A 26,453-nucleotide genomic window follows, 5' to 3' on the forward strand; every position below is an offset into this window, starting at 1 on the left:
AAGGGGTGGTTACTCACCGCTAGTCATAAACAAACCTGACGTAATGATCGTATAAAAGAATTGTTCAATATGATCACGAGACAATTCGTTGTTGTTGTTCAAAAAATAATTAGATGCGCTGTCGAGCATCCCAACGATCCCCGCCGCGGCCAAATTGCAGTTAACATCACGAAGCACGCCTTCATGTTTCCCTTCTTCCAAAACGTCGGCAAGAAAATGAATGTAGTCGTTCCTAAGTTTCTTCAGTTCTTCCAGTACTTCCTGATCGATACCATTGGATAGCTCATTGAAAACGATATGCGCTAAACTGCTTGATTCCAAAAACAAATCGAGATTGTGCCTGATGATCCTTTTGATTTGTTCTTCCAAAGTAAGATTGGCTTTAAGATCGGCCTGTACTTTATCAATAATCTCCTGAAAACCATCCTTAACAAGCGTCTTAAACAATTGGGCTTTACCTGGAAAGTGATAATAAAGCGTACCTTTGGCGACATTTGCTCTCAAGGCAATTTCATCCATACTCGCCCGATGGTAACCGTTTTCTGAAAATACTTCAACCGCTGTCTGGATAATTTTCTCTTTACTCAAGGATATCCGCCTTTCGATACGCAAGGTAGAACTGACTGGTCAGTACAACAAAAGTGTAACATATTGGAAAAAGAGATGTCAACTGCACCGCGAGGAGATTTTGCTTTCAAAATGAAATGAAAAAACCTCCCAGAATGAACAAGTGTTCAAATCCATAGGAGGTAAAATACGTTAAAGCTTTTTTACTTGGTAAGCTGTTTATATTTGTTCAAGTACTTTACGACGGTCAGCACATAAGTGGCGTGTGACCAAGTGAGTGGAGCAACGGATACCGGTTCACCTGTGAAAGGGTCTAATTGTTCCGACAGAACGCCGCTTTCCATTGCGTGTTTGACAACCCATTCAAGCGTTTGACGCGGTGCTTCGAGATCCGCCAGTGACTTGGCGTACTCAATTTCCCATTCGGCAATCCATAGTGTACAAATAATCCATGGGTTACCTGGTACGTTCTCAATATCCGTAGAGCGTTGGAAGTAATAGTCGTGATGATAACGAGCGACCCCCCCTACTTCGGTTTTGATCATGAGTCCAGCTTTGTTGGCTTTCATCGTGCTCACCACACGATCATCATCAGCAGGCAGAACGCCGAATTCAAAGATGCCGTAAACGGAGCTTTCGAGCGTCATATCCTTTACCCATTCGCCATCTTCCATATACAAGCCGCGAACGAATCGTTGTTCTCCTTCGTCCCACAGATGCTTGAGGATACCGGATTTGATTTTCTCCGCTGTATGCTTGTAACGATTGCTTCGCTCTTCATCCCCGAACAGATTACTGAAGTTGGAAGCGGCAATTAGTCCGCCATAAACCGCTGATGCTGTAAACGTAAATATACCGTAGCGTTCTTCCCACAGATCATAACTTGGCTTCGGCAAGTTCAATTCCTGATCAATGTAAGTGGACATGAATCTGGCCGCTCTGCGAATGAGATTGCGATAGAGGGATTGGGCGAATTCAAGACTTCCATTTTTCTGGAAATCCTGCCAAAGGGCATATAGCACAAGGGCAGTCTCATCTTCTTGAATAGGGAGCTGTACCCGTCCGGAATGAATGTATGGATGCCAACTGGAGCCTACGGTGCCGTCCGGATTGTATTTATGATGCAAGTAACCTTCGGGTGACAGCACGTTCGCACAGAAGTTAAAGAAAGGAATAATCATACCTTGGTAACCGGCCATGGACATGGAATAAGCAATTAAAGCACCGTCTCGAGGCCACATATAACTGTAATGATCGCGGTTGCTTTGCATAATATCGGAATCGTTCGCTGCGATGATCGCACCGTTTACATCCGTTTGGGTCCTGACTAGCAGTAGACTTTGTTTGAAAAGCCGTTGGACTTCGAGCGGCAGATCGCCGTAATCGCGTTCAATTTTGTTTGCCCATCTTTGCCAGTACACGGTTACACGGTCAAGGAGTTTACCAGGGTGGCTGTCTTTGACATAGGCATCGAGCTTCTTGACTTCCTCCAACGTTTTGCCTGCACCCATCCAATAATAGAGCGTTTGGTTGGCGTTCGGCGGTACGAAGAGTCGAAAAGAAATGGTGCTATCGACAGATCCTTGAGCAATGGCATTGCCCATCAAATGCCCATCTTCCGCGTCGCGCCATGTTCCCTCGGCATTATAAAATCTTTTGACACCTGTAGAGTATTGATAAATGCCCTCGGTTCCTGTACTGCCGTTAAACATAAAATATCTGTCTTTCTTATAATGGAATACCGTATTATTCGCTGGATAGTAAGCGGCTGTATCCCCAACTTCTGTCTCATTAATGAGCAAGTCTTGATTGAAGAACATACGTATTTCGCGAACGGTACTATTGTGATTCGTAATTTGGATACGTTTGAGATAAATATCCTCGCGCTGATGAACCCCGTCATTCATAAGCAGAGTGACACCAAGACCGGGATGCGTAGCTGTCACTTCGGTGACGAGTGAATCCTCGACATAGGCAAGTTTAAATTGCCATTCAGGGGCATTCAGCCAGGCGAAGGAACCATCCACCCATATACCAACACGGCATTGATAACCGCCAATATGGTTAAGCTGGCCTACGAAAGGATAATACAGATCTCGCATGTAGGAATGCTGATCGAGGTTAATAAGAAATTTTCCGTTTCCGATGACCAGATGTCTAGGCAATAAAATCACTTCCCCACTCGTTTGTTTGATCGCGCGATTCAGAACCCGTCCTTGAGGTATCCAGCTTGGGATATCGCGTCCTCGTTTCGATAGTGACTAGGACATAGTTAGCACAGGGCTTGCCAATAGGTTACCTAATTATTACCAAGGAATCAATGATTGTTTGAAAAAATTCTGAAAATTCCCACTGGTCACGCTTACAAACTGGCATAGTTATCCATATTATTTCATTATTTCCTTCTGGTTGGGGAATATACCTGACCGCTGTGGGTGAAGGAGAATCAATTTTTCGTAAGTTTCTGTTGTCAACGCGCTGATTTGCTCCCAGTGAAAGGTCTCGCTGACTTTGCTCAAAGCAGCCGCAGCGAGTTCGTTTGCGTCATCAGGCTTTTCTAAAAATTGGGCAATCTGAAAAGCTAGTGCATTTGCATCCCCCGGGGGCACTTTGCAGCCGTTAATGCCATGATCGACAATCTCAGCAAGACCTCCCGTATCCGATGCGATGAGTGGCGTACCGCTTGCCATTGCTTCCAAGGCTACAAGACCAAATGGCTCATAGAGGCTTGGAATTACACAAAGCTCCGCGGATAACAAAAGCTGACTTTTGTCGGCCTCATCTAGAAATCCTGTAAAGCTGACCCGGTCACTTAACGGAGCGGCCAGTCTCTCTAATCCTTCAAGCTCAGGTCCTGTACCCGCGATAATCAGCTTAGCTTCAGGGTAACGTTTGAGTACAAGCCGCATGGCAGATATGAGGATATGCACGCCTTTTTCATAAACAAGCCTCCCAAGGAAAGCGATAATTCGATTCTGCTCTTCACCGCTAAAAAGAGCATTAGAAAGAAGCGGATTAACAGTCTCAAGGGAAACAGGAGTTGCGCGAAAAGGAATAACACCATTAGGTATATGAGTCGTTTTATGGATAGGTACATGAAATAGGCGAATGACTTCTTCCTGCATATATAGGCTGCAGACAACGAGCTGATCGGCTTCGTCGGCTAACTTATTTTCTAAGGCATGGATCCGTTGCTGCACCGGGGTATCCAGCTTCCCTTCATTTCGGCCATACTCGGTGGCATGGATCGTTGCAAGGAGCGGGAGATGAAGCGCATTTTTGGATTCTTTGGCAGCGTAAAAGACAAGCCAATCGTGAGCATGAATGAGATCAAATTGCATGCCTTGCAAAGTTAAGCGGTGGATAGCATCGGTGAAAGCCATATTCATTTGAAATACCCAATCCAGAAAGTGAATGGCTCCAGTGGACTGGAGAACTTCTACACGATGAATATGCACCCCATCAGACCGCTCATAGGGAAGACAATCGGGTGCAAGGCACGTAATGACATGAACTTCATGGCCGAAGGCAGCAAGATGCTTAGATAAGTCGCAAACAGCTCTCGCGAGACCACCGATGACACGCGGCGGATATTCCCATGCGAGCATAAGAATACGCAGAGGTGTGGACTTGGCATTGGATGAGAGTTTTAATGAAGTACTATTCAAAGAGCTGTTCAAAGAGCTATTCAAACTTATGGAAGTGCTAGTTTGGAAAAGATGGTAATGGAGCTCCGGCAGAAAAGGGGACCTCCGTTCTAAGGGAATCACAAATTCGGATAGCTCTTTGTCTGAGGCTGCTGTTTCTAGCCCGTTAAGTAATTTATGGAAATGGGATAAATGCGTTTCTATGCGGTTAGCCGCATAGGTGGTTACCGTTTCCGCATCTAGGATGAATGTCCAGTCGCTGCTTTGCGCGAGCATAAGCTCTCTCGCGGCTTGATCCAGTGCGCGCTGCTGCATCTTCGTGAGCAGCTCGGGGTTCGGGTGCTTTTGCGCAGCAAGCACCATACGATCCTCCGCCGCGTGCAGCAGCGGATGTACCCACTGGCTGCGCGGCTGCAGCCAGACCTCGGCGTAGCCGCCTCGGCCCCAGCTCGACACGGGAAGCACAGCTTCCGTGGTCGGCGCATGGGCGGCGGCGTAGCCGCCTAACGTAGTCGTGTCCACGACTACGCCCTCTAGGCTGCGCGCGGCAGCGAGCCCGCGCAGCACAGCCTCAAGCCACTGGTGGCCTTCGTACCACCAGTGCCCGAACAGCTCGGCATCGTATGGACATACGATGACCGGCGGTTCCGCCGGCCGCGCTTCGCGGTCGCCGGCGGCCAAAGCTAACGCCTCGCGCTCCTCAGCGAGGCGGCGAAGCTGCGCCACCCGGCTGGCGACGAAATGCTCAGCATCCTGCTGAGCTTTCTGAGCGGCCCGCGCCGGGTGGTAGGGCGCTTTGGCGTCACCTGAGGCTGCGCCGGTGACGCTGTAGTACTTGAAGCCCGTGTGTATGCGTGCGCCGTCCGGCAGCACATAGGGCTTCAAGTACTCCCACTCGGCCCCGCCGTCTTGGCCGAGGTCGTAGCCGATATCGCGATAATACTCGCGATAATTGGCATCGCTCGGGTACCCGACTTCGGCGCTCCATACCTGGGCGCCGGCTTCGAGGTCCCGAGCAAAGGCGCAGGCGCCGCTCTGCGTGCGCAGCGGTGTCCCCGCCGCGTCCTTCGCTTTCGTGGTGCCCTCAACTACCGGGCCCCTCGTTATGGTCACGTCCTCCTGCGGCGTTATCACAGCCTGCGCATGCGCATGGGCGTCCGCTACGAAGTAGCGAAGACCAAGTGCCTGCAGGTGGGGCTCCAACGCAGGCGTATAGCCGCACTCCGGCAGCCAGATACCAGCCGGAGCGGACCCAAAATGCCGCCGGAATTCCGTTACGGCGGCTTCGAGCTGCGCGCGCAACGCGGCGTCGTTCTTGACTAGCGGCAAGAACGCATGCGTCGCGGCGCACGTGATTAATTCTAAGCAGCCAGTGCTTCTTAGGCTGCGGAACTTACCAATCAGATCGCCCCGAAGGCGATCGTACAAAGCCATAAGCCGATGATACTGGTCGGCATAGAGCTTTGCCGTAGGACCGAAGTCGGGATGGCCCCATAGACGAATAACTTCACGCTGAGCCAGTTCGCACAACGAGGTCAGATGCTTGCGAAGCCTCATCTTTAAACGTGAATCCTCGAGCATGGCAAGCAGCGTAGGGGACAAAGACAAAGTGAGATGGAAAGGCACTTCATCTTCAAGAAGCCGGTCCATCATTTCGATCAAAGGAAGATAGCTATCGACAACGGCTTCGAAGAACCATCGCTCTTCTAGGGTGATGCTCTCCTCTTCATGTCGAACATAGGGGATGTGGGCATGTAAAAGCAAGGCAACGAAACCTTGTACATTAGAGCTGGTGCTCACGTTGGCATTTAGGTTTGTGCTCAATCAGTATCGCCTCCAGATTCCGTATCTGCTGAGTATGCGGTCTTCGGTGAATACACCGAATAGGCAGAGAAATGCTCATTAGCTTCAGGCGTCAGTAGCTGAAAGGAAACGGCAATAGGCCGGTACGTATCTAGTTGATCATTCGTTATTTGGTGATAAGGAATATCTTGATTCGTTTCTATAGGGGGAGTCTGAATCGTATTGGAACGCAGAAGCGGGAGAAACTGCCCCTGTTCATTCACAATGCCAAGATCCGCAAAGTAAATTTGGCCTGGGTGGAACCCGCTCAGAAAGCATGATTCTCCTGAGGGGAGATGAAGTTCTGAGACGCTGTCAGCTTGGTAGCTATCTATAGGTAGATTGGTTGCATGATAAAATCGCAAAGTAGGCTGAAGCTCTTTCCAGTCTTTATCGAAATGTTCCTGTACCATGTTCTTTTTTCGGACAGAGAGCTGCCAGTAGGCAAAAAGAACAGTCGGAGACTGGATTAGTAAGTGAAAGGTATCCCGATCTATAGGATCAACAGAGAGAGCTTGGGTAGGTATCGGACTCACCTTTTCTCAGGGTAGTTAGTGAAAATAAGCTGCAAAGATCTTGAGCAACATTGTAGCATATGCACTATACAAACGAAAAATCTCCACCCTTATGTAAAAGGGGGAGATCACATGTATATCCTTTACTTGGTTGGATTTTGCCCTTCCATGTACCGGTTTTCCGTAAGTCTCATTAAGGAATCGTACCGATTCACCGAAGAAAATATCAAAAGGTATTCATCCTGTTTGACATTGGTATACGATGCTTTGAAACCGGTATGATATTGCACGGTCATACTTGAGGATTGATCGTCATACTGCACAAAAGCGATCTGTCTAGAAACGCTTGGAATCATATTCACGCCGCTCTCCCCTTCATCATAAGACTTCGGAACCACGTATCGGATATATCTATACTATAATTATGCTTACACAAGTGCGTTTAGAATGTGTCCACGGTAGGAATGGACAAGTTGCTCAGCAAGCTCAGGATCCGCCGATTGGGCTACGAGCTGAAAGACAGGATCATCGGCATCAGGCAGCAGCAGGACAGACCCATTCTCATGGTAAAACTTAATGCCATCGATTAGATCAACGGGTACATCTTTCGTCCGCTCCATCATGCTCCGCATAACCTCTCCTTTGGAATCCCAAGGACAATCGACACGTTCACGTAGAAGATGAAAGCTAGGAAACAAGGAGAGCAGATCCGAGAGCGGAATGCCGGTTCTTTCCAAATGGAGAATCACCAGTCCAATGGCAAAGAGAGAATCGAACAAGGGATGTATCCTCGCTTCTTGTGTAGCTTCCATGATGGCCCGTGACCATTCCTTCGTACGAACGATCTTCCCGCCAAGTCCCTCCGCCATGCTTTCTAGAAGCTGGGGGGCACTGACGGGAGCACCAATGGTTGCTCCTGGACGGCTGTGCAGGTAACAAAGATAGAGGAAAACGGTTTGTAAATCGCTGTCTACAAGCTCACCTTTTTCTGTTATTAACTGTATGGTTCGTCCATCATCGTGAACACGTAAACCGAGACTTGCGCCAGATAGCGGAATAAAGACGTGAAGCGGATCCTGCATACTTGTAGAAGTAACATGGATAGCTTCAAGCCCCAGTTTTTCGAAAAATGGAACCATGAAAGGCTGCAGCCAAGAACTCGCTTCAATGACGATGCGAAGAGGGGATACAAACGGATGATCGCGTTCATATGCGATTTCTTGGGCCAAAGCATTTATATAAGTTTGTAACCAGTGCACTTCTTCTTTGTAACTGCCAATCTGCTTCATAGTGGCCCGTCCATAATCTTCTTGCCAAAAGCTGTTTTCCACTTTACGCTCTGCTGATTTCGGAATAGGCATTCCTTCAGCGTCCAAACAGAGTAGGCTGCATACATCGTTTTCTTTGCCGGACCACTCGAGGTGAATTCCCCCAGCAGCACCTAAATGACGAATAGCAAAGGTAGACGCAGGTGCAAAGCAATCCCCTAAATCAATAACATGCGTACCTACAGATTGTAGGCTCGCTGTAAGTGTACGCTTTAATAAACGAGTGAACGTATGGGGAGCACAGCTTACCATGAGCGTTTTGCCGGGGGCTAAGGTTGCTCCATAGGCTGTGGCGAATTTAGCGACTAATTCCGGTGTTAAATCTAGATTAGGAATACCACTTACACCGCTTGTCTTGAATAGCGTTTTGGTTGCATGATCTCCCCAAATATAGGAGGTATGAAGTAGGGTCTTATCACGAATTTGTTTATGGGGCCAAATTTTCACGTTGGGTTCAATGCGGCTTTTCGCGCCGATGACCACATGGTTGCCAACAACAGAACCATCCCCCAAATAGGAGGCTTCTTTACAAATAATCCGACTAGTCAGTGTGGAACCGGCCAATTCGTTGTGCTCAGCAATATGGTTATGATCCCACAGCACGCTTCGCGTTAATTTGCTCCCTTTGGAGAGTCGATTATTTTGCCCGATGATGCAGTATTCACCGATCTCTACTTCATCTTCCAGCCTGCTCCCTTTCCCAATGAAAGCTGGTCCGATCACACGTGCGGTAGCGCTGGTTTCAACATCATCTGCGATGTAGACACCGGGGCGGATCTGTGTTCCGTGAATGTCGAGCTTCACTTTCCCATCGAGCATGTCAAACTGGGTTTGACGATACTGCTGCAGGTTGCCGATATCCGTCCAATATCCAGAGCTGATATAACCATAGAGCCCTTTGTTTTCTTCGAGCAAGGCAGGGAAAAGCTGCTGGCTGAAATCAAATTCTTGCCCCAGCGGTATGCGTTCTAGCAGCTCGGGCTCCAAAATATAAATACCTGTATTTACCGTGTCACTGAAAACTTCACCCCAGCTTGGTTTTTCCAGAAAACGAGTAATTTGTCCTTCTTCATTCGTGATAACAACACCATATTCCAAAGGATGGCTGACACGAGTCAGGATTAACGTAGCTTTGGCTTGCTTTTCTTTATGAAAAGCGAGTGCTTGCTTCAAATCGAAATCAGTTAATGCATCCCCGCTTATGACAATAAAAGTATCGTCAAGAAACTCGTGCGCATGCTTGACACTCCCAGCTGTACCTAGGGGACTTGTTTCTTCAAAATAATGGAGATTGACGCCAAAAGCTTGTCCGCTGCCAAAAAAGTTGCGTATCACTTCAGGTTTATATTGCATAGTAATTGCTATGTCCTGAATGCCGTGATTTTGGAGCAATTCAATGATATAGGCCATGCAGGGCCTACCGAGAAGAGGCACCATGGGCTTGGGGAGATGACAAGTAAGGGGACGAAGTCGAGTTCCTTTGCCTCCGGCCATAATAACAGCCTTCATTGTGGTACCTCCTTAGAGTTTTGCTTTAGCAAAACTAGCATCGTAAGCATTAACCTTAGAGTTTTCATAGAAAACTTGAATCGTAAGCATTAACCTTAGAGTTTTCGTAGAAAACTAGCATCGTGAGCATTAACCTTAGAGTTTTCGTAGAAAACTAGCATCGTAAGCATTAACTTTAGAGTTTTCGTAGAAAACTAGCATCGTAAGCATTAACTTTAGAGTTTTGCTTGAGCAAACTGGCATAGTAAGATCGTTTTCCCGTAATTGTGTAGGCAAAGGGAACGTCAATCAGCTATTTGTGTGATTTCCCCCCAAATGCTGCACCTTGAGGAACGTCGTTCCGCTATTCCTTATAAATAGAGCTAATTTTCTCCAATTTGGGCTAAATAGCGAATCGTAGTTCCCTTAACGAAAGAAAAATGGGCATTTTTAAAGAAATAGCGTCCTCTAGTTCCCTCTCATTAATGAGTGGCAAAGGCTCAGCTTGTTGCTTTGACCTGAATGGCTGGTTAAAAGCAGCTAAGGCTAAAATGTTGCTTTGACCTGAATGGCAGGTTGAAAGTGGGTAAGCTTCTGGTACTCATTCTGGATATTTTGAGCGATATGGCTCCATTGGTAGTGCTGTTGCAGCAGCTGGTAGGCGCTATCAGCCATCTTGGCGGCTTGCTTTGGCTGCAGCAGCATATCCGTAATGTGCCAAGCTAATGAATCGACATGACCTGGGAGAGCCTTATAGCCGTCCACACCATGCCTAATGATTTCAGCTAAACCGCCTGTATCGGAGAGGACCAGAGGCTTCCGGTGGGCCATGGCTTCCAGCGCTACGATACCGAAAGGCTCGTACAAGCTCGGAATCACACAAACATCCGTAGATTGATAAAGCTGTGTGCGATAAGCATCATCAACAAAGCCAGTAAACAAGACGCGATCTCCCAAAAAAGCAGCCTGGGAGCGAAGCTCACCTTCCATAGGCCCAGAACCGGCGATAATGAGCTTAGCTTGCGGGACTTGTGAAATGATTTTCGGCAAAGCTGCCAGCAGAATTTGAATGCCTTTTTCATAAACAAGTCTTCCAATGAAGAAAATGACCTTATCTTGTTTTGCCACGAAATCGGGTCGATTTATTGTCTTTGTGTTTGGTTTTTGAGTCCGAATTCCATTCGGATGTACACTCACTTTATCGAAAGGAAGATTAAAGATACGTCCTACTTCCTCTTTCATATAGGAGCTGCACACAAAGACACGATCAGCCTCATATGTCAGCTGCCACTCCAAATGATGAATCTTTCGCTGCAGGTCGGAATATAGATTTCCTTGATTTCGTCCCCATTCCGTTGCGTGAATCGTGGCTACTAAAGGGATGCCGTAGCTGGTTTTTATTTCTCTTGCCGCATGAGCAACCATCCAATCATGCGCATGTAAAAGGTCGATTCGTCCGCCATTTTCTTTCCATCTGACAAGATGATCAGTCATGGCAAGATTCATTTCGAACGTCCAGTGGTAAAAGTGAGTATCACCGGAATGGTTAACAGGGAGCCTATGTACGTAAACGCCATTCATGTTCTCAAAACTTGGCGCACCATCGTAGGAGGTTGTGATGATGTGCACAATTTCTTCGCGAGCGACAAGAGCTTCCGATAGTTCATGGACTGCTCTCGATAAGCCGCCGACATGTTTGGGCGGGTATTCCCAAGCTAGCATGAATACGTTCGGACGGTGTTTGGTTTCCTCCAGCAATGTTTCCCATTCCTTCAAGTTTGGAATGATCGGGATAGGGGAAAGCTGCTCTAAGCTTACGTAATCATGAAATTGGATAGCTGGAAAGCAGTTGTCTTTCTCCTCTAAATCGGTAAGGAGTACCTCGTCAACCTGTTCCCGATCCACCTGATCGCAGAGATGGTAGAAGCAGCCTAGATGATCCTTCGTACGGCGAACGGCATGGTCGACGTCGCTCTGTGCCTCCATCATGAACGCCCAATCACTGCTTTGAGCTAGCATAAGTTCCCTTGCAGCTTGATTCAAAGCCCGTTTCAGGACGCTGGCGCTTAATTTACCATGGCCAGAGAGATGCTTATGTTTCGTTGCAAGCTCGATCATTCGTTCTTCGGCTTGATGCAGATGACGATAAATCCAGTCGTTACGTCCCTGCAGCCATATTTCGGCGGAATGGTTACGGCCCCAACTAGATTCGTTTAAATTTCCGACAGCAGCTATTGGATATTCCTCTAGATATTCACTAGGTGTAATCATTTTAATCGTTTGCTGATCGAGAAACATTTTACGGCAGAGCAGCTCAAGAAAGTGCGGGCCTTCATACCACCAATGTCCAAATAGCTCCGCATCATAGGGCGAAACGATGAGGGGTTTGCGATCCAGCCAGCATTCCCAATGAGCGGCCTGCTTCTGGCAATTTGCCAAGAAATGATCGGCATGTTCAGCTGCTTTTTCTAGGGCCTGCTCTGGTTGATAAGGCTCCTTGTGGCTGCCTTTGCTTGTGTTGCGGTAATATTTAAACCCTGTTGCCGAGTCGATATCACTGTAGTATTCTCGATAGTTGAAGTCTCCTGTGTAGCCGTTCTCGGCACTTACTTGACTGGTGGATTCCGGATCCAGAGGAAAGGCAGTTACCCCATAGGGGGTCATTAGCGGAGAAGCCAATTCTCGAGCCGGCTGCGGTGAAGCGAAAGCGACTGCTGTGGAATCAGTGAAGAAATATTGGATCCCAGCCTGCTTCAAAATGCGGTCAATACCCGGCGTATAGCCACATTCAGGCAACCAGATGCCGCGTGGCTTTTGATCGAAATAACGTTCATAATCCCGAACAGACGTCATAATCTGTGCTTTTATTGCCTCTTCTGTTTTCATTAGTGGAAGAAATCCATGCGTAGCGGCTGATGTAACAATTTCAATACAGCCTAAATCTTGATAGTGTTTGAATGTCGCAATAACATTTCCTTTGCAGCTCTCAAATAGTGTAAGAAGCTCACGGAATCGTTTGGCATAACGTTTGGCCAGAGGAAGAAGAGAAGGCTTTTTTTGTAACCGGACTTGTTCCTTAACTGCGTGCTCAATAAGCTTACTTAGGTAAGCGTGATAGTTGTCTTGGAAGTATGGATTGCTGAACAGGGACAAGATAGTCGGAGTTATGGAGAAGGTCAAGCGGAAATCTATCTTATCACTTGTTAGACGATTCATGACTTCAATTAGGGGTAAATACGTTTCAGTCATGGCTTCATAGAACCATTGTTCTTCCAAATTGTCGTTCTGATCCTGATGACGAATATAGGGAAGATGAGCATGCAGCATGAGAACGAAATATCCCTTGAGCTCTGGCTTCGGTTTGATGCGATTGATCAAGAGATAACGTCACCTCACATAGGGAGAGTAGGCTTGTATATTTTCAAAAAAAGATGGCTTGATTCGATTATAGACACGTTCGGCTTGGGCTTCTGGAACAACCGTTTGTATCGGTTCTCCCCATTTAGTTTCGGTATCTTTAGGTGTTGCGACACAATTGGAACGAAGAAGAGGAACGAACTCGCGCTCCCAAGTGTAAGTACCAATATCTACAAGATAGGTACGGGCTGCACCTAGATGGTGAAGATACCAATTGTTAGCTTCAGACGTCGTTGTTACATCCCAGAATCCATGTGCATTACTGCCATTGAAATATAGGCTGGTTACATCGTACAAACGTATCACTTTGGGCATTAACGCATAGTCGCATTCAAAATGCTGAGAAACAAGCCATCTCCGCCTATCACTAATTTCCCAATAAACATAGAGCGAATGTGCATCCACGATCATAAGATGGAGTATGTCCTTGTTATACCGATCGGGAACCTCAAACCCTGCGGTAGGTAATGCCTTCAAGGTGAATTCCTCTTTTCTAATACTAATGACTACCTTTTCACTGTAAAAGCATTCGCTTTTCCAAAGAAAAATATGCGTAGATTGCTAAAATCTAACTGTCCTAAAAAAAAGGAATTTCAAACTTTTCTGGCGAATATATTGGACTAATCCGGGTTAAGAAGTTTATGCTTACGATGCAAGCTTTCCTAACGGAAAGCTCTAAGGGAGGGTTTTTCATGAGTTTTTGTTGTGGAGCCAGTATGATTGGAACGAAAGGTACCTTGAAGCACATTCGTACACAAATTCACAATGTGCCCATTCTTTTTTGCCCGGTATGTCATCGCATTGAAGTTCACTATCTGGTGGAGAACGAATACGAGATATTAGCGGAGTATGCTCACGGAGACGGTGCTCCTGAGGTTGATTTTACGGAATATGTAGATGGTAAGGATCATCTATTGCATGATAATTGTGTCAACCATGAGGGTGAAGAGCCTTTAGATATAGTACGCTGTCAAATTGATATGGCTCTTGATTTGCTTGGGGTCGCGAAATCTATTGGCGATAATGAATGGGAAGATCAGCTTAAGAAACGATTGAAAATGCTGAGTGTACGCCGAGATAAACTAAAAAACAAAAAAACCTCCAAGCACACGTAGAGGTTTGTTGAAAAGAAGACGGTTCGGGTCTATTTTGCCCATAACGTCTTCTTTTTTTGTTACACACATCCCTAACTCATGTATATGGTAAGTACTTGGTGCTTATTGAAGTTCCTGCAGAAGCTTCGCAAAATCCTTTTGTAGATTTCTGCTTAGTGGAACTTTCACAGGCGTATGGTTCAAATGAATTAGAAATCTTCTCGAAGTGGGAAATCCACTTTCTTTCACATACGATACCACATGGCGCAAATTGACCAGAAAACCTTTAAATGGACTGAACATATGAGGAGAGCTCTGCGCCAGTATATCCGTTAAATTCGTGCTGGATTCCATATGTGCTCCATTCATGAGATGGATTCTGGTCAAACGTTTATCTTCTTTCTCAATGAAGAGGATGGAGTCTTCGGAGATAGGCAGCTCTGATTTTTGATTTTTGACAGTAATCCATGTTGTAGATCTAGGCTTTGGGGCTTGTACCTGCTGACTGCGTTCTAGTTGAATCTCCGCAATGGCCTTCCGAATAGCCGCTTGAAACTTTGGCAGCATCACTGGCTTGGACAGAAAGTAGAGGGAACCTAGATCATGAAAGCTCGTCAAAACATGGTCAATATTCGTGGTTCCGCTAACCATAATGACTTTCTGTTGATATCCAGCTCTTCTCAAGGATTGAACCATCGTGATGCCATCTAAATTTCCTTCCAGTCCTATGTCCACTAGCATAATGTCAGGCTGAAGCTGATCGTATAATTGTATAAATTGTTCACCTTCAGAAACGATAGATATGACTCTTAACCCGCATTGTTGGCAATAACTTTCGAGTAATTTGCCTGCCCAATAGTTATCTTCCACGATGGCCACTGTGAAACGGTGTCCCATATGTTCATCGCACTCCAATCCTCTCACCCATGGGCCCTTGCATCCTGTCAACTTATGCTCAGAAACAGCCAACTTAGTCCACTTTGAAGGCAAAAGTACGGTTATCTTGTATAGTTCTAGGTGTGGATTCAAATAGGTAGGCTGCTTAAGAGCAAGCATAGAAATGAGGGAACGTGCAGTTGTTTACATGGGTGAAATTTATCCTAACCTGTATTGATTTTGTACCTATGATTTTATTCGCATTACTACTATTCAGACAAAGAGTGAAACCGTATTGGATACAAATAACGCTCGCTGCACTCGCAGGAACGATGGTCGCTTATTTCGACAATTGGCCTTTATTATACGTTTGTATCATTTGTACACTGCTTATGATGGTTTGGAAATTTAGCTTTGTACCTACATTAATCATAGCATTATCAGGGTATATTCTGTCGGTCATCGTATCTACGATTGTTCTCTTATGTTGTGATTTAACCGATCTCGCTGCATATACAGATATCAAGGATGATTCCTTAACGACTAATTTGATATTACTTTTGACCATTATGGCTAAGTGCGGTGTTCTTCTTACTATTCATAAGCTTCGGCTCGGCTTTACTTTTCTCTCGAATTATACGAGAATACCGCTGACTAGAGAAAATGCAGGCTTTTATCTCTTCATTATTGTTGTAATTATTGGAATTGCATACCGTCATTCCTATCCGGATAGCGTGCTAAGCGCGCTAATGCCGATCCAAATGCTAGGTATGGCAACGGTTCTCTTCATCTATGTCATGCTAGGTAAGGAACTTGGCTTTCAAAGATGAATGCCGGGAGCTAGAATCAGCTTCCACAACAAATCCTTTATTGCGAGCTTCATACTCGAGAAGAATCTGGTGATATTTCTTTTGCGGCATAGCGGCGATGGTTACACTAGGACCTTCTTCATAATCATTAAAATAAAGTTTGCCTTCTGCGGGGGCATACTTTTTTATTTTGTTCAGATTGACGAAAAGATGCATGTCCAATTTCACAAAATGGTGATCAGTTAATGCTTCTATGAAACTCGTGAACGCCACAAGAGATTCTACGTTCTCTTCCATGATGCCGTCAGACGAAACATATTGTATGGTTTTGATACCAAACTCAACATACCAGACGTTATCTAAATGGACTTGAGAAGAAGTTTGCGAAGATGAGGCTTCTTCTAAATATCCTGCTTTTATTAGTAAATCTGTGTAAGGGTATTGGTATGCTTGTGATAGCTTTCTCAAGGTGTCAGGGGATGGCTTGATGACATCATTCGTGGTACGATTACGTCCGAGCTCTAGATCCCTAATATAGGCATGAGACAAGCCGCTTTTACTTGCAACTTTACGCAAGGACAATTTACCTCGTAACGTCTCGAGAAACTTACCAAAGTGATTGCCGGGTTCCAAATGAAACACCTCCCATGCCTTTAATTGTAAAGGATTCAAGGTTAAAATGAAACCGTACGTTAGGTTTTATTTGCCATTAGGTGCCCGATTGAACATCTATGGTATAATAAATTTACTTTTTATTTCTGATTCCATATAATTGTACCCCCCGAATTGTTATACATAGGGACGAAACTACTATACTGTGAGGTGGAACGGTGCTACTGGTACTATTCAAAAAATTCCTTGGAAAGAAGGAATCCCAGGGACAAAGTGAACCGCATGCCTCTTCCCTTGAGGTAACCATACATCAAATTCAAGCAGGAGACCTACGACTTAGGAATCAATTTATTGCTGACTACCAGCCTTATGTGGCTAAAGTTACAAGTAGGTTCTGCAAGCGATATATCGACCCGGCACGAGATGACGAATTCAGTATCGCTTTAGCAGCGTTTAATGAAGCTATTAATCAATATTCTTCCGTTATGGGAAGGTCTTTCCTAGGCTTTGCAGAAACGGTCATGCGGAGGAGATTAATTGATTTCTTACGCAAAGAACAACGTTTCAAAGGACAGATTCCTTACAGCTCGTTCGATCAAGAAGATGATGAAGATAACCTACTCAATCCAATTGAGGTTCATCAAGCTATCGAAGCTTATGAAAAGCAAAAGGGACTTGAAGAACGGCGAAGTGAAATTATGGATTTTAGCCGATGTTTAAGTGATTTTGATATCGATTTCTCTGAACTGACAGAAGCATCCCCTAAACACGACGATTCCAGGCAAATGCTATTCGGTATCGGCCGCACGCTAGCACAGGATGCAGAGCTTATGCGTACTCTTCTGACGAAACGGCAGCTGCCGATTAAAGAGCTGCTGGAACAAGTACAGGTTTCGAGAAAAACATTGGAGCGAAACCGTAAGTATTTGATTGCGATAGCTCTCATCTTTAACGGACCCTACCCTTACTTGCGAGATTATTTACATATTCGAGAATGAGGAAAGCATAAAGAAAGGAAGAACAGCGCATGAACAAGGGAATCGTAATGGAATTAAGCGACAGCTCCATTATTGTCATGAATCCAGAGGGTCGGTTTGATAAGCTTCCGAGGGGAACGCGGAATTGTGAAGTTGGGGAAGAGATACTGTACACACCTGCGAAGCGGCGTATGCGTGTACCGCAAATGGCTATTGCATCGGGACTGGCGGCCGCAATCGTCCTATGCTTTGTCTTAGTATCAACGTTGACAGGAACCATTCCTGGGGGCCAAGTGGTTGCCTATGTAACCATAGATATCAATCCTAGTGTAGAAATAGGAATTGATAATGATGAAGTTGTACAGGATCTAATTGGGTTAAATTCAGATGGAGTTGACCTAATTCAAACGTTAGTCTATAAGGGTAAGTCGTTAGAAGCTGTCACATCTGATATTTTAGACAAAGCCGAACAGGGAGCACTTGCTAGAGGTGAAGGAGATATCATCATCAGTTCTACGATTGTAGAACAAAAAACGGATGTGGATGATCAGGCAATTGCAACGAAGTTGAAAGCTCAGGTCAGTAAGCATATAGAGCAAGCCCATCCGGATCAAGTGAAAAATTATGAAGTGACCGCGTTCGCTGCCCCGCAAGAAGTAAGACAAGAGGCGAAGGCAAGCGGTGTATCGGCCGGGAAGTACGCGATATATTTGAATGCGGTAGACAATGGTGCGAAAGTATCTCTCGACGACATCAAAACGGTGTCGATTCATCAGCTCGCGAAGGATAACGGCGGGATTGACAAATTGGTAAAGCCGGATAAGCCGATCGATAAATCGTCTCTGCAGAAGCTTATCGCAGATGAAAAATCCGGAAAGCTCAGCGAGAAAATTCAACAAATTCAGGACGAGAAATCGAACAAAGACAAGAACAACGATAAAAATGATAAGAACGATAAAAATAACAATAGTAAGAACGGCAAGGCTACGGTGAAACCAACACCGACACCATCTTCGAAAAATGGCAAGAACGACAGGAACGACAATAATAATAAGAATGACAACAAGAACGACAACAAAAACGATAGAAACAGCAATGATCGTAATAATGATAATGACAGCCAATCAACGCCGAAGTCGAACCGCTCGGGTGATGGCAATGAGGATGATTCTAAGAAAGAATCATCCTCAAAACCTAGAGCGACTTCAACGCCTAAGCCTACTGTAAAACCTTCGAGTAAGCCTACAAGCTCAAGCAAACCGACGGATAAGCCATCTGACAAGCCAACGCAAAAATCAAAATCAGAAAATGATAGAAGCACCATTTTTCCTTGGAGCTGGAGCGATCGGAACAAAGATTCAAAAAACCACGATGATAATAGAGATTAGTAAGAGTTAAAAGAATAGAATATATACATAAAGAAACACCCTTGGCATACTTCACTTTTATGTGAAGCTTTGCCTGGGGTGTTTCTGTATGTTTTATTCGGCAGAGCTCATCGAAGGAACCATTGTTGGAGGAGATTCTTTGATGCGGGAAGAGCTTTTACTTCTGCGACGCGCTCTAGCTTTGAATTGCCAAATAACTAGACCTGTAATCATCAGGAAAAGGGGCATCATCCCCATGAGAAAGCTCGCGATTTTTACAGGTTCACCACCCCAAGTTGCGAAATGCAAACCTTTTTTCCAAGCACTGTAAAACGCCATTGGAGCATTTGGGTTTGTTTTACCTAAAATTTCACCCGTATAGGGGTCTTCAAAGACGGTAACATTGCTGGAACCAGCCGGACTGTAACCTTCTTTCATAGCTAACTGATAAGTTTGATCAGGCTTCGTGGGTAGTTGGACTCGGACCAGTTTATGGTTGGGAAATCGTTCTTGCGCATTTTGAACGATGGTGTCAAGAGAAAGCGGTGAACCGTTCATGTTTGTTGCTTTGCTCCAAGAGGCAGCTGCTTCCGTTTTGGTCGACAGTCCGAACCATCCAAACACATATTTATCAAGTTGATAAGCTGTTCCTGTGAGGGCGAATACGAGAAGAAAAGGAATGGTTACTATACCTACCGTTTTATGTAGACCTAAATTTAGGGCAAGCTTACCTTTGTTTCGAATAATTCGGAAGCCACGAGCAAATTTGCGAAGGCCGGGCCACCATAGATAAGCACCTGTGATTAGAATGATGATGAGACCGATACCCATAAAGCCAACGACAATGGAAGCATTTGCTTTACCAAGTACATCCTGGGCAAGTAAATAACGGTGTAATTGCAGAACCTTCGTAAAGAAAACATTTCGATTAGGTCCAACAGGCCCAAGCACATGGGCGGAGCCTGGATCAATGTAAACATTTTGAGTCGAAGCTTTGCCATTCACGTCCTTGGATAGTCTTACCTGATAAAGACCATCTTCTGTCGAAAGCTCGATTCGATCCATTTTGAACCCTGGAAAAGCTTGCTCCGCACCTTGCTGAACGTCGAGTAGTGAGGCATAACCTGGCGTAGGCTGATAAAACTGTGGATGTATCCATTTCTCTACATCATTTTCAATAACAAGCAGACTGCCTGTTGTACAGATGGAAACAATGAATAAGCCTAGAAGTAAACTTACCCAAAGATGAATTTGTAACATTAATTTACGCATAATGGCCCCTTCCATAACTGAGAATGATTATCAAAATCATGAATCTGTTTAGAATGATAATGATTATCACTTTCATTGTCAATACATTTATGGCTAATCATTTGCGATTACAGTCATCGAACGAGATGATAGCGTTTACAATCGCCTACTTCATGGAAAGTAGGACTGAGTTGTATTACAATAGTTGCAAGCGCAATTATGATTGATTTTTCTAAGTTGGAAGGGAGATTTTAGCTTGAGGTATTCGACTTTCGGTAAATCCGGCTACAACGTTTCATCACTTGGATTTGGGGCTATGAATCTTCCAGGTGTACCTTTAGAACAAGCAAGAGAAGCATTAAACTACGCCTTGGATCACGGCATTAATTATATCGATACGGCAGCAGCATACCGGAACAGCGAGGAAATTATCGGCGAGTGCATCTCCCATCGCAGAAGTGAGTATTTCTTAGCGACGAAGACAGGAGCACGTGATTACGAGACGGCGAAAGCGGAGATTGAGCGAAGCTTAGTTCGTATGAAAACAGACCATGTAGATTTATTGCAAATTCATTATGTGAACTATGTTAGCGAGTTTAAGAAAGCGATGGATATCGGCGGCGCCTATGAAGCTGCTCTTGAGGCTCAGCGGGAAGGGAAAGTGCGATTTATCGGCATTTCCGGCCACCGTCCAGATTTACTTGCGAAATGGATCGCCAAAGGGCAATTTTCGCAGATTTTGTTTCATCTCAATTTGGCACAGCCGTTTGCACTTGATGAGCTGATCCCAAAAGCGACAGAGATGGATTTAATGAAAGTGGCGATGAAGCCTTTGTCCGGCGGGTTCATTCAACCGGTTGACCGTGCGATCCGCTATCCTTATAGTCAAGACGTGCACGTAACGATTTCTGGGATGGTGAGCATCAAGGAAGTGCAAGAAAACTTGGCTGCGCAGGAGCAGGAAGTAGGAGCGGAGGAGCGCCAGGAGCTGGAGCAATTGGCTATAGAGCTGGGTCAACACGATTGCAGACGCTGCAATTATTGTTCATGTCCGCTCGAAATCTCCATTCCGGATGTGATGATTGCGAGTAGATTTAGAGAGAAATTCGGATTGCTGCCGAAGGGTGACGGATTTTTCCAAAGACAAAAGGATAGAATAGTAGGCTGTGCAGACCATGATCCATGCAAAGAGAAACCGCTTTGCGAAGAGAAGTGCCCTTACCAGCTGCCCATGCAGTCAGTGGTGCAGAAGGCCGCATCTTTTTATTAATTTGAAAGACTATAGAAACTACTGAAACTGCAAGAAATTGCAGAAGCACAGAAACAAAGAAACAAAGAAACACAGAAACTACAGAAACTGCAGAAATTACAAAAATTACAGAAACACAGAAACTACTTGAACCTAAGGAGAAGTACTTATGTTTGATAAAATTACGGATGTAACGACGGGTGTATTTACGTCGTTGATGGATAATGAAGCCGGGGCAGACGCAATCCTCGTCTGCCTAAGTGAAGCTGAGCTGCGCCAGGACGATGTCCTCGGACTGCCGCAGCTCGATCAGGTCCTTGAGCGCATGCGCGCAAAGGGCCTATTCACTGGCGCCTCAGGCGAGCTCGAGGCGCTGCCGACCCACGGGCTGCTGCCGTACGCGTACGTATTCGTTGCGGGGCTCGGCCCCGCAGCATCACGCGATACGCTGCGCGCAGCCGCGGTGTTTGCAGCGCGCAAGGCACTCGCGCTGCAGTTCGAACGCTTGGCGCTGAAGCTGCCAAGCGGGTTCGACAGCCGGTCAGCCGCCTCGGCGCTGACCGAAGGGCTGCTCCTCGGTACGTACCGCATCGCGGCGTACCGTAAGAACGAGCCTGCGCGCGCGGAGCTGCGCCAGGCGGTGCTCCTCACAGAAGCGGCTGCGGATGCAGCGCTTCTGGAGGGGGCGATCGCAGCCGCTGAGGCGGTTGCGGAGGGCACGAACTATGCCCGGGATCTCACGAACCTCCCGGGCAATAAGCTCATTCCGGCTTCCATCGCAGAGGAAGCCGTTAGGCTCGCCCAGCACTACGGCTTCGCCTGCGAAGTGCTGGACGAGCACGAGATAGCCGCCCGCGGGATGGGCGGGCTTACCGCGGTTGGCGCGGGCAGCGTCAACCCGCCGCGCATGATCACCCTTCAGTATAAGGGTGATCCAGATTCCGCCGATGTGCTGGGCCTCGTCGGCAAGGGCGTGACCTTCGATACCGGCGGGATCTCGATGAAGAAACCCGACGGCATGGAAGAAATGATCAGTGATATGGGCGGAGCCGCTACACTGCTCGGTGCCCTGCACGTCGTCGGTCAACTGAAGCCGAAGGTGAACTTGGTTGTGGTTATCCCGGCGGCGGAGAACATGACGTCTGGTTCTGCCTATCGCCCTGGCGATATCGTGACAATGCTCAGTGGACATTCGGTGGAAGTGTTGAATACGGATGCGGAAGGTCGTATTATCTTGGCCGATGGCTTGACCTACGCCAAGCAGTTGGGAGCGAATCGCCTGATTGATGTTGCAACATTAACAGGGGCCATATTAATCTGCTTCGCCGATGTCGCGACTGGCGCAGTTACGAATGATGACGAGTTTCTGAAGCCGCTGCTTCAGGCAGCCTCAGCAGCCGGTGAAAAAGTATGGCAGCTGCCAAACTATCCGGAGTATCGCGCTATGCTAAAGAGTGATGTCGCCGATGTTAAGAATGCGACTTCATCTGATCGCTGGGCAGGAGCCATTACAGCAGGCCTGTTCATCGGCTTCTTCGCCGAAGAAACACCTTGGATCCATCTGGATACCGGCGGCACGGCTTGGTTATGGTCGGCCAAAGGCATCGAGCCTAAAGGTGCAACAGGTGTCATGGTTCGTACTTTAGCGGCTTATTTGTGTGGGGACGAACTTAAATAGCAGCCTTTAAGAGCTCTTATTTGCCAAAAAAAAGCTTGCAAGCAGAAAATAGAAGTCCCTAAAGGCTCTAATATACAGAAGAATTGCAGAAATCGGCATCATTTGATGAAAATAGAAGTCTCAAAGGCCTCTTATTTGGCGGTTTGTAAGCACTTTTCTATAAATAGCAGCCTTTAAGAGCTCTTATTTGCCCAAAAAAAGCTTGCATGCAGCAAATAGAAGTCTCAAAAGACTTCATCTTTGGGTTTATCCAACATGAACACAAAAAAATCACCCGTCATCGAGTTATCGCCAGCCAAATGATCGGCAGGTCTTTAACTGAAGGCAGGGTGATTTTTTTAATCTTCCTAGGCGCCAATACTTTGCCCAGCTGCAGCTGGCTGATTTACCGGCCTTTGAAGCAATTCATTCACATCGGACATCCGAATGACCAGACGGTTGATTTCATTTGTCGTATAAGAGAGATGCTCGGTGCGCTGTTCAAGCTGCGTTAAGGAAATGCCGATCCAATTTTTCTTGCGTCGATGTAGAAATAGATCATATTTTAACACCGTCATTGTGGCGGCGAGGGGATCTGGCTTGATGTAGACATCTTTCATGATATCTTCCATTTTGAAAAAAAGTTTCCCACGCTTCCATCTTACATACCCTGGTTCAAACAAGATAACAAGAAAATCGGAATCAGCCTTGTCCTTGTTCTCCATGGTAATCAATCTTACAGCACCTTTAGCTTGATTCGGCTTAATGAATTGATTGGATCGAATATCGGGAAGAAAAGGAACAATGAGCAGCGGACATACGCTGGCGATATACAAATAAATGGTTGACTGGAACATGAGAGAGAGTACAATGAAAATCAAAAAGAGTAATGAGCTTGTGATAAGACCAAAATGGTTTGGTTTCATAGTATTTGGGTGATCCCGCCTGACATGATAGATTAGGTAGTCAGTCCTATTTTACCATAAGCGCCCTATAGTTTGTAAACTTTAAGATCAGTCATTCATCATAAGAATTACATCAGGAGGCGAGTATGGCAATGAAAATTGCGGATTATGTACGAAAACCCAGAAAAAAAGTATCCTCCTACCGAAGAAGCTTGCTCATCGCAACGTTGGAGGGGTTTCCGGCGGTTATTATTTTCCAGCTCCTTGGCGGTCCGTTTCTAACGGGTTATTTGCTTTATTTAGGAGCAACTTCAACTGAAATTGGTTTAGTGTTGGCCATTACCACCGTCGTCAATATTATTCAAATTGGGATGGCTGTGGTCATGCAAAAATTCAGAAACCGCAAACGAATGCTGCTTATATTTGCTTCCTCACACCGATTACTTTGGACCTCTGTTGGCTTGATTCCTTTTTTATTTCCCAAAGATCTGTGGGTTGTGATGTATATTGTGCTTTATACGGCTGCTCATTTGGGAAATGCCGCGGGTGGAATCGTTTGGACCTCACTAATTAGCGATGCGGTGCCGGGTCCGGTTCGAGGACGATATTTTGGACTTCGCAATACGATTTTAGGCGGGGTAAGTTCACTAGCTCTTTTCATTGGCGGACAAATATTGGATCGGTATCCAGGCGGGCAAGGTTTTAACTATTTATTTATTATATGCAGTGTTTGTGTGGTCTTAAATATTCTGGCCTTCGGTTTATATCCGAATCCACCCTTCGAGCCATCTACGGCATCGAATCCGGTTGGGATGATTGGGAAGCCGTTGAAGGATCGCGCTTTTCTTAAAGCGATTCTTTTTTTGGCTGTGTTTTTATTCGTGCAAGGGGTAACCGTGCCGCTCTTCTCTTATGTCATGCTCAAGCTGATGAAAATTAATTATGAAACGGTCTCGTTAATTACGGTCGTTCATACCGTGGTCATGATGGCCAGCTACTATGTATGGGGCAATCTGAATGTGCGTTATACGGCTCAAACCTTGCTGCTATGGTCTTTACCGATCATTGCGCTAGCTTGTTTATTATGGGGAGCAATTGCTTTCATTCCAGCCATTGTTGTTCTATATGCCGTTCATATCGTTCTTGGCGTTGGCCTGGGTGGGTTTAATCAGATGGTGTTCACGTTTACGATTGGCGACACACCGAAGAGCGAACGTCCGATGTATATTGCTACTTATTCGGCTATCACTGGCTTTGCCGCTTTCTTGGGTCCGATTTTTGGCGGAAAAGTATATGCCCTGATTACGGATGCCCCGATGTGGGTGCAAATATATGGTGTTTCTACGGTGGTTGGCGCTGTTTTACTTGTACTTGGACTGTTGGTTGGACGTATGGTGCTGGGAAAACAAATAAGGAGTGAAGCATAATGACGAAGAAAAGAATCGGATTAATTGGTCTAGGTGATATCGCACAAAAAGTGTATCTGCCTCTTTTATCGGTCAACGAGCAAGTGGAAATTGCAGGGATTATGAGCTCCACCCCGGCGACGGTAGAACGGATGAGGGCAAAGTATCGCATTCCTTACGGGACAACAAGCTTAGATGAGCTTCTTGCACATGAGTTGGATGCAGTTTTCGTCCATAGTCCGACATCTACCCATTACGATATTGCGATGAAAAGTATAGAACGGGGTGTAGCTGTTTATGTGGATAAACCGTTGTCTTACAATTGGGCACAGTCCGCTGAGATGGCTTCATATGCGGAGCGAAAAGGCGTTTTGCTGGCAGCGGGGTTTAACCGCAGGTTTGCTCCTCTTTATATGGAGGCTAAGCGATGGCTGCAGGAGGCAGGCGGCTTCGACTGGTGTTCAGCAGTCAAGCATCGCATCAAGCAGCAAGGTCATAGCGCCAAAGAGACATTGTATGATGACCTGATTCACATGCTGGACCTTTTACTATGGTTAGGAGACGGCCCGTATGAAGTGAGTACATACAACCAACAAGTCGATGAAGCAGGCAAACTGCTCCACGCATCAGGGACGCTAGCATTCGGCTCTTCGTTAGGCAATTACAGTATGGTTAGACTTGCTGGTGTTGATTTAGAAAAAGTTGAGCTGCACGGGAGCGGCCGATCGGTAGAAGTAACGAACCTAGAGTCAGCCGTTTTTTATGAAAAAGGCGCCGCACCACGCGTACGCTCCTTCGGCAGCTGGGACACGGTGCTTGAAAGAAGGGGCTTTGCTGGCGTTGTACAGCATTTCCTCGACAGCTTGGACAATCCGAATGCCTGCAGCATCCGTGGAGACCTTGTTCTTGCGTCACATCAATTAGTGGAACGATTGTCCGTATAGACAGGACGGCAAGCATCATTTCTCAACGCGCCATGAATCCTGGACGCGCGTTGTAGCACCGCCGCAATTCTGTTGCACAATATCCAATGGAATTGCCGAAATAAAGTGTTTATAAGCATTTCCATTGGAGTAAATACAATGTTTTTTCCGAAAATGGCTTGTGAGTAGGCTTGATGGAAAATTCCATTGCATAGTGTCCAATGGAATCATGTATTCACGAATAGCATGTTGGATTTCATTGTATTTGCTCCAATGGTTTTAATCTTATTAATTGCTCAAGCTCAAGCGCCGCTTTTGGAACATATATTTCAATCCTAAGAATGTACTTTAGAGGCTCTAAGGAAGGTATTATTTTTGGAGGTACGAAGAAAGAGCCTATCGATCATTCATCGAGAGGCTCCATCAGTGCGCTATTTGAGCGGAATGAGCGATTCAGAGGCAAAAACAGTGAAATATCGCACTTGTTCCTCTACCTCATGATTTCGTGGCGTTTCGTTCAAAT

Annotated in this window: 20 protein-coding genes; 8 read left to right on the plus strand and 12 right to left on the minus strand. The window is 46.0% G+C overall.

Going from position 1 to position 26,453, the window contains the following annotated elements:
- Positions 1-9 precede the first annotated feature (9 nt).
- The 8 genes from ASD40_RS18670 to ASD40_RS18705 form a co-directional block, all read right to left on the minus strand.
- Positions 10-588, minus strand: coding sequence for a TetR/AcrR family transcriptional regulator (locus ASD40_RS18670; RefSeq protein WP_057304680.1), 579 nt, complete (start codon positions 586-588; stop codon positions 10-12).
- A 182-nt stretch (positions 589-770) separates the two neighbouring features.
- Complete coding sequence (locus ASD40_RS18675) at positions 771-2,732, minus strand: glycoside hydrolase family 15 protein (RefSeq protein WP_057304681.1); 1,962 nt, start codon at positions 2,730-2,732, stop codon at positions 771-773.
- 222 nt (positions 2,733-2,954) lie between these two features.
- A complete protein-coding gene (locus tag ASD40_RS18680) occupies positions 2,955-6,038 on the minus strand; it encodes a 1,4-alpha-glucan branching protein domain-containing protein (RefSeq protein ID WP_057304682.1) in 3,084 nt (1,027 codons plus the stop codon).
- On the minus strand, positions 6,035-6,592 hold the full coding sequence (locus tag ASD40_RS18685) for a DUF4912 domain-containing protein (protein WP_082562289.1): 558 nt from the start codon (positions 6,590-6,592) through the stop codon (positions 6,035-6,037). The genes ASD40_RS18680 and ASD40_RS18685 overlap by 4 nt, the downstream gene beginning before the upstream one ends.
- Before the next feature lie 122 nt (positions 6,593-6,714).
- A complete protein-coding gene (locus ASD40_RS18690) occupies positions 6,715-6,927 on the minus strand; it encodes a hypothetical protein (RefSeq protein WP_052228876.1) in 213 nt (70 codons plus the stop codon).
- A 72-nt stretch (positions 6,928-6,999) separates the two neighbouring features.
- Positions 7,000-9,408 (minus strand): sugar phosphate nucleotidyltransferase, encoded by a 2,409-nt coding sequence (locus ASD40_RS18695; RefSeq protein ID WP_057304684.1) that lies wholly within the window; start codon positions 9,406-9,408, stop codon positions 7,000-7,002.
- 525 nt (positions 9,409-9,933) lie between these two features.
- Positions 9,934-12,765 carry a 1,4-alpha-glucan branching protein domain-containing protein gene (locus ASD40_RS18700; RefSeq protein WP_057304685.1) on the minus strand — a complete coding sequence of 944 codons (2,832 nt, stop codon included), beginning with the start codon at positions 12,763-12,765 and terminating at the stop codon, positions 9,934-9,936.
- Positions 12,766-12,774: 9 nt separating this feature from the next.
- Positions 12,775-13,281, minus strand: a complete 507-nt coding sequence (locus ASD40_RS18705; RefSeq protein WP_057304686.1) for a DUF4912 domain-containing protein — start codon at positions 13,279-13,281, stop codon at positions 12,775-12,777.
- A gap of 215 nt (positions 13,282-13,496) precedes the next feature.
- Here ASD40_RS18705 and ASD40_RS18710 point away from each other — a divergent pair, with 215 nt between their 5' ends.
- Positions 13,497-13,919 carry a hypothetical protein gene (locus tag ASD40_RS18710; protein WP_047680975.1) on the plus strand — a complete coding sequence of 141 codons (423 nt, stop codon included), beginning with the start codon at positions 13,497-13,499 and terminating at the stop codon, positions 13,917-13,919.
- Positions 13,920-14,021: 102 nt separating this feature from the next.
- On the opposite strand, the gene ASD40_RS18715 is transcribed toward ASD40_RS18710, so the two are convergent.
- The gene (locus ASD40_RS18715; protein ID WP_057304687.1) at positions 14,022-14,795 is read right to left on the minus strand and encodes a LytR/AlgR family response regulator transcription factor; all 774 of its coding nucleotides are present in this window, start codon (positions 14,793-14,795) and stop codon (positions 14,022-14,024) included.
- A gap of 173 nt (positions 14,796-14,968) precedes the next feature.
- Between ASD40_RS18715 and ASD40_RS18720 the strand changes: the two genes are divergently transcribed.
- On the plus strand, positions 14,969-15,604 hold the full coding sequence (locus tag ASD40_RS18720) for a hypothetical protein (protein WP_156390100.1): 636 nt from the start codon (positions 14,969-14,971) through the stop codon (positions 15,602-15,604).
- On the opposite strand, the gene ASD40_RS18725 is transcribed toward ASD40_RS18720, so the two are convergent.
- Positions 15,575-16,216: a helix-turn-helix domain-containing protein gene (locus ASD40_RS18725; protein WP_057304689.1), complete on the minus strand. Its 642-nt coding sequence runs from the start codon at positions 16,214-16,216 to the stop codon at positions 15,575-15,577. The genes ASD40_RS18720 and ASD40_RS18725 overlap by 30 nt on opposite strands.
- A 197-nt stretch (positions 16,217-16,413) precedes the next feature.
- On the opposite strand from ASD40_RS18725, the gene sigI reads away from it, so the two are divergent.
- Positions 16,414-17,193: an RNA polymerase sigma factor SigI gene (gene sigI / locus ASD40_RS18730; protein WP_057304690.1), complete on the plus strand. Its 780-nt coding sequence runs from the start codon at positions 16,414-16,416 to the stop codon at positions 17,191-17,193.
- Between the two features lie 29 nt (positions 17,194-17,222).
- Positions 17,223-18,560, plus strand: a complete 1,338-nt coding sequence (locus ASD40_RS18735) for an anti-sigma factor domain-containing protein (protein ID WP_057304691.1) — start codon at positions 17,223-17,225, stop codon at positions 18,558-18,560.
- Between the two features lie 93 nt (positions 18,561-18,653).
- On the opposite strand, the gene ASD40_RS18740 is transcribed toward ASD40_RS18735, so the two are convergent.
- The gene (locus tag ASD40_RS18740; RefSeq protein ID WP_057304692.1) at positions 18,654-19,811 is read right to left on the minus strand and encodes a PepSY-associated TM helix domain-containing protein; all 1,158 of its coding nucleotides are present in this window, start codon (positions 19,809-19,811) and stop codon (positions 18,654-18,656) included.
- Positions 19,812-20,046: 235 nt separating this feature from the next.
- Here ASD40_RS18740 and ASD40_RS18745 point away from each other — a divergent pair, with 235 nt between their 5' ends.
- Positions 20,047-21,060: an aldo/keto reductase gene (locus ASD40_RS18745; protein WP_057304693.1), complete on the plus strand. Its 1,014-nt coding sequence runs from the start codon at positions 20,047-20,049 to the stop codon at positions 21,058-21,060.
- A 148-nt stretch (positions 21,061-21,208) separates the two neighbouring features.
- Positions 21,209-22,717 (plus strand): leucyl aminopeptidase, encoded by a 1,509-nt coding sequence (locus tag ASD40_RS18750; RefSeq protein WP_063860377.1) that lies wholly within the window; start codon positions 21,209-21,211, stop codon positions 22,715-22,717.
- A 347-nt stretch (positions 22,718-23,064) separates the two neighbouring features.
- On the opposite strand, the gene ASD40_RS18755 is transcribed toward ASD40_RS18750, so the two are convergent.
- On the minus strand, positions 23,065-23,622 hold the full coding sequence (locus ASD40_RS18755) for a hypothetical protein (protein ID WP_057304694.1): 558 nt from the start codon (positions 23,620-23,622) through the stop codon (positions 23,065-23,067).
- 125 nt (positions 23,623-23,747) lie between these two features.
- Between ASD40_RS18755 and ASD40_RS18760 the strand changes: the two genes are divergently transcribed.
- Both ASD40_RS18760 and ASD40_RS18765 read left to right on the plus strand, forming a co-directional pair.
- Positions 23,748-25,028: an MFS transporter gene (locus ASD40_RS18760; RefSeq protein WP_156390101.1), complete on the plus strand. Its 1,281-nt coding sequence runs from the start codon at positions 23,748-23,750 to the stop codon at positions 25,026-25,028.
- Entirely contained in the window at positions 25,028-25,951 is a 924-nt protein-coding gene (locus ASD40_RS18765; RefSeq protein WP_057304695.1) for a Gfo/Idh/MocA family protein, read from the plus strand. The genes ASD40_RS18760 and ASD40_RS18765 overlap by 1 nt, the downstream gene beginning before the upstream one ends.
- The last annotated feature ends 502 nt before the right edge of the window (positions 25,952-26,453 follow it).

Origin of the sequence: Paenibacillus sp. Root444D2, assembly GCF_001426375.1 — a bacterium.
GTDB lineage: Bacteria > Bacillota > Bacilli > Paenibacillales > NBRC-103111 > Paenibacillus_E.

Excerpts from the sequence above, each read along its gene's own strand:
- ASD40_RS18690 (WP_052228876.1), bottom strand. The coding sequence starts at position 6,927 with ATGATTCCAAGCGTTTCTAGACAGATCGCTTTTGTGCAGTATGACGAT.
- ASD40_RS18695 (WP_057304684.1), bottom strand. The coding sequence starts at position 9,408 with ATGAAGGCTGTTATTATGGCCGGAGGCAAAGGAACTCGACTTCGTCCC.
- ASD40_RS18710 (WP_047680975.1), top strand. The coding sequence starts at position 13,497 with ATGAGTTTTTGTTGTGGAGCCAGTATGATTGGAACGAAAGGTACCTTG.
- ASD40_RS18715 (WP_057304687.1), bottom strand. The coding sequence starts at position 14,795 with ATGGGACACCGTTTCACAGTGGCCATCGTGGAAGATAACTATTGGGCA.
- ASD40_RS18735 (WP_057304691.1), top strand. The coding sequence starts at position 17,223 with ATGAACAAGGGAATCGTAATGGAATTAAGCGACAGCTCCATTATTGTC.
- ASD40_RS18740 (WP_057304692.1), bottom strand. The coding sequence starts at position 19,811 with ATGCGTAAATTAATGTTACAAATTCATCTTTGGGTAAGTTTACTTCTA.
- ASD40_RS18750 (WP_063860377.1), top strand. The coding sequence starts at position 21,209 with ATGTTTGATAAAATTACGGATGTAACGACGGGTGTATTTACGTCGTTG.
- ASD40_RS18755 (WP_057304694.1), bottom strand. The coding sequence starts at position 23,622 with ATGAAACCAAACCATTTTGGTCTTATCACAAGCTCATTACTCTTTTTG.
- ASD40_RS18760 (WP_156390101.1), top strand. The coding sequence starts at position 23,748 with ATGGCAATGAAAATTGCGGATTATGTACGAAAACCCAGAAAAAAAGTA.
- ASD40_RS18765 (WP_057304695.1), top strand. The coding sequence starts at position 25,028 with ATGACGAAGAAAAGAATCGGATTAATTGGTCTAGGTGATATCGCACAA.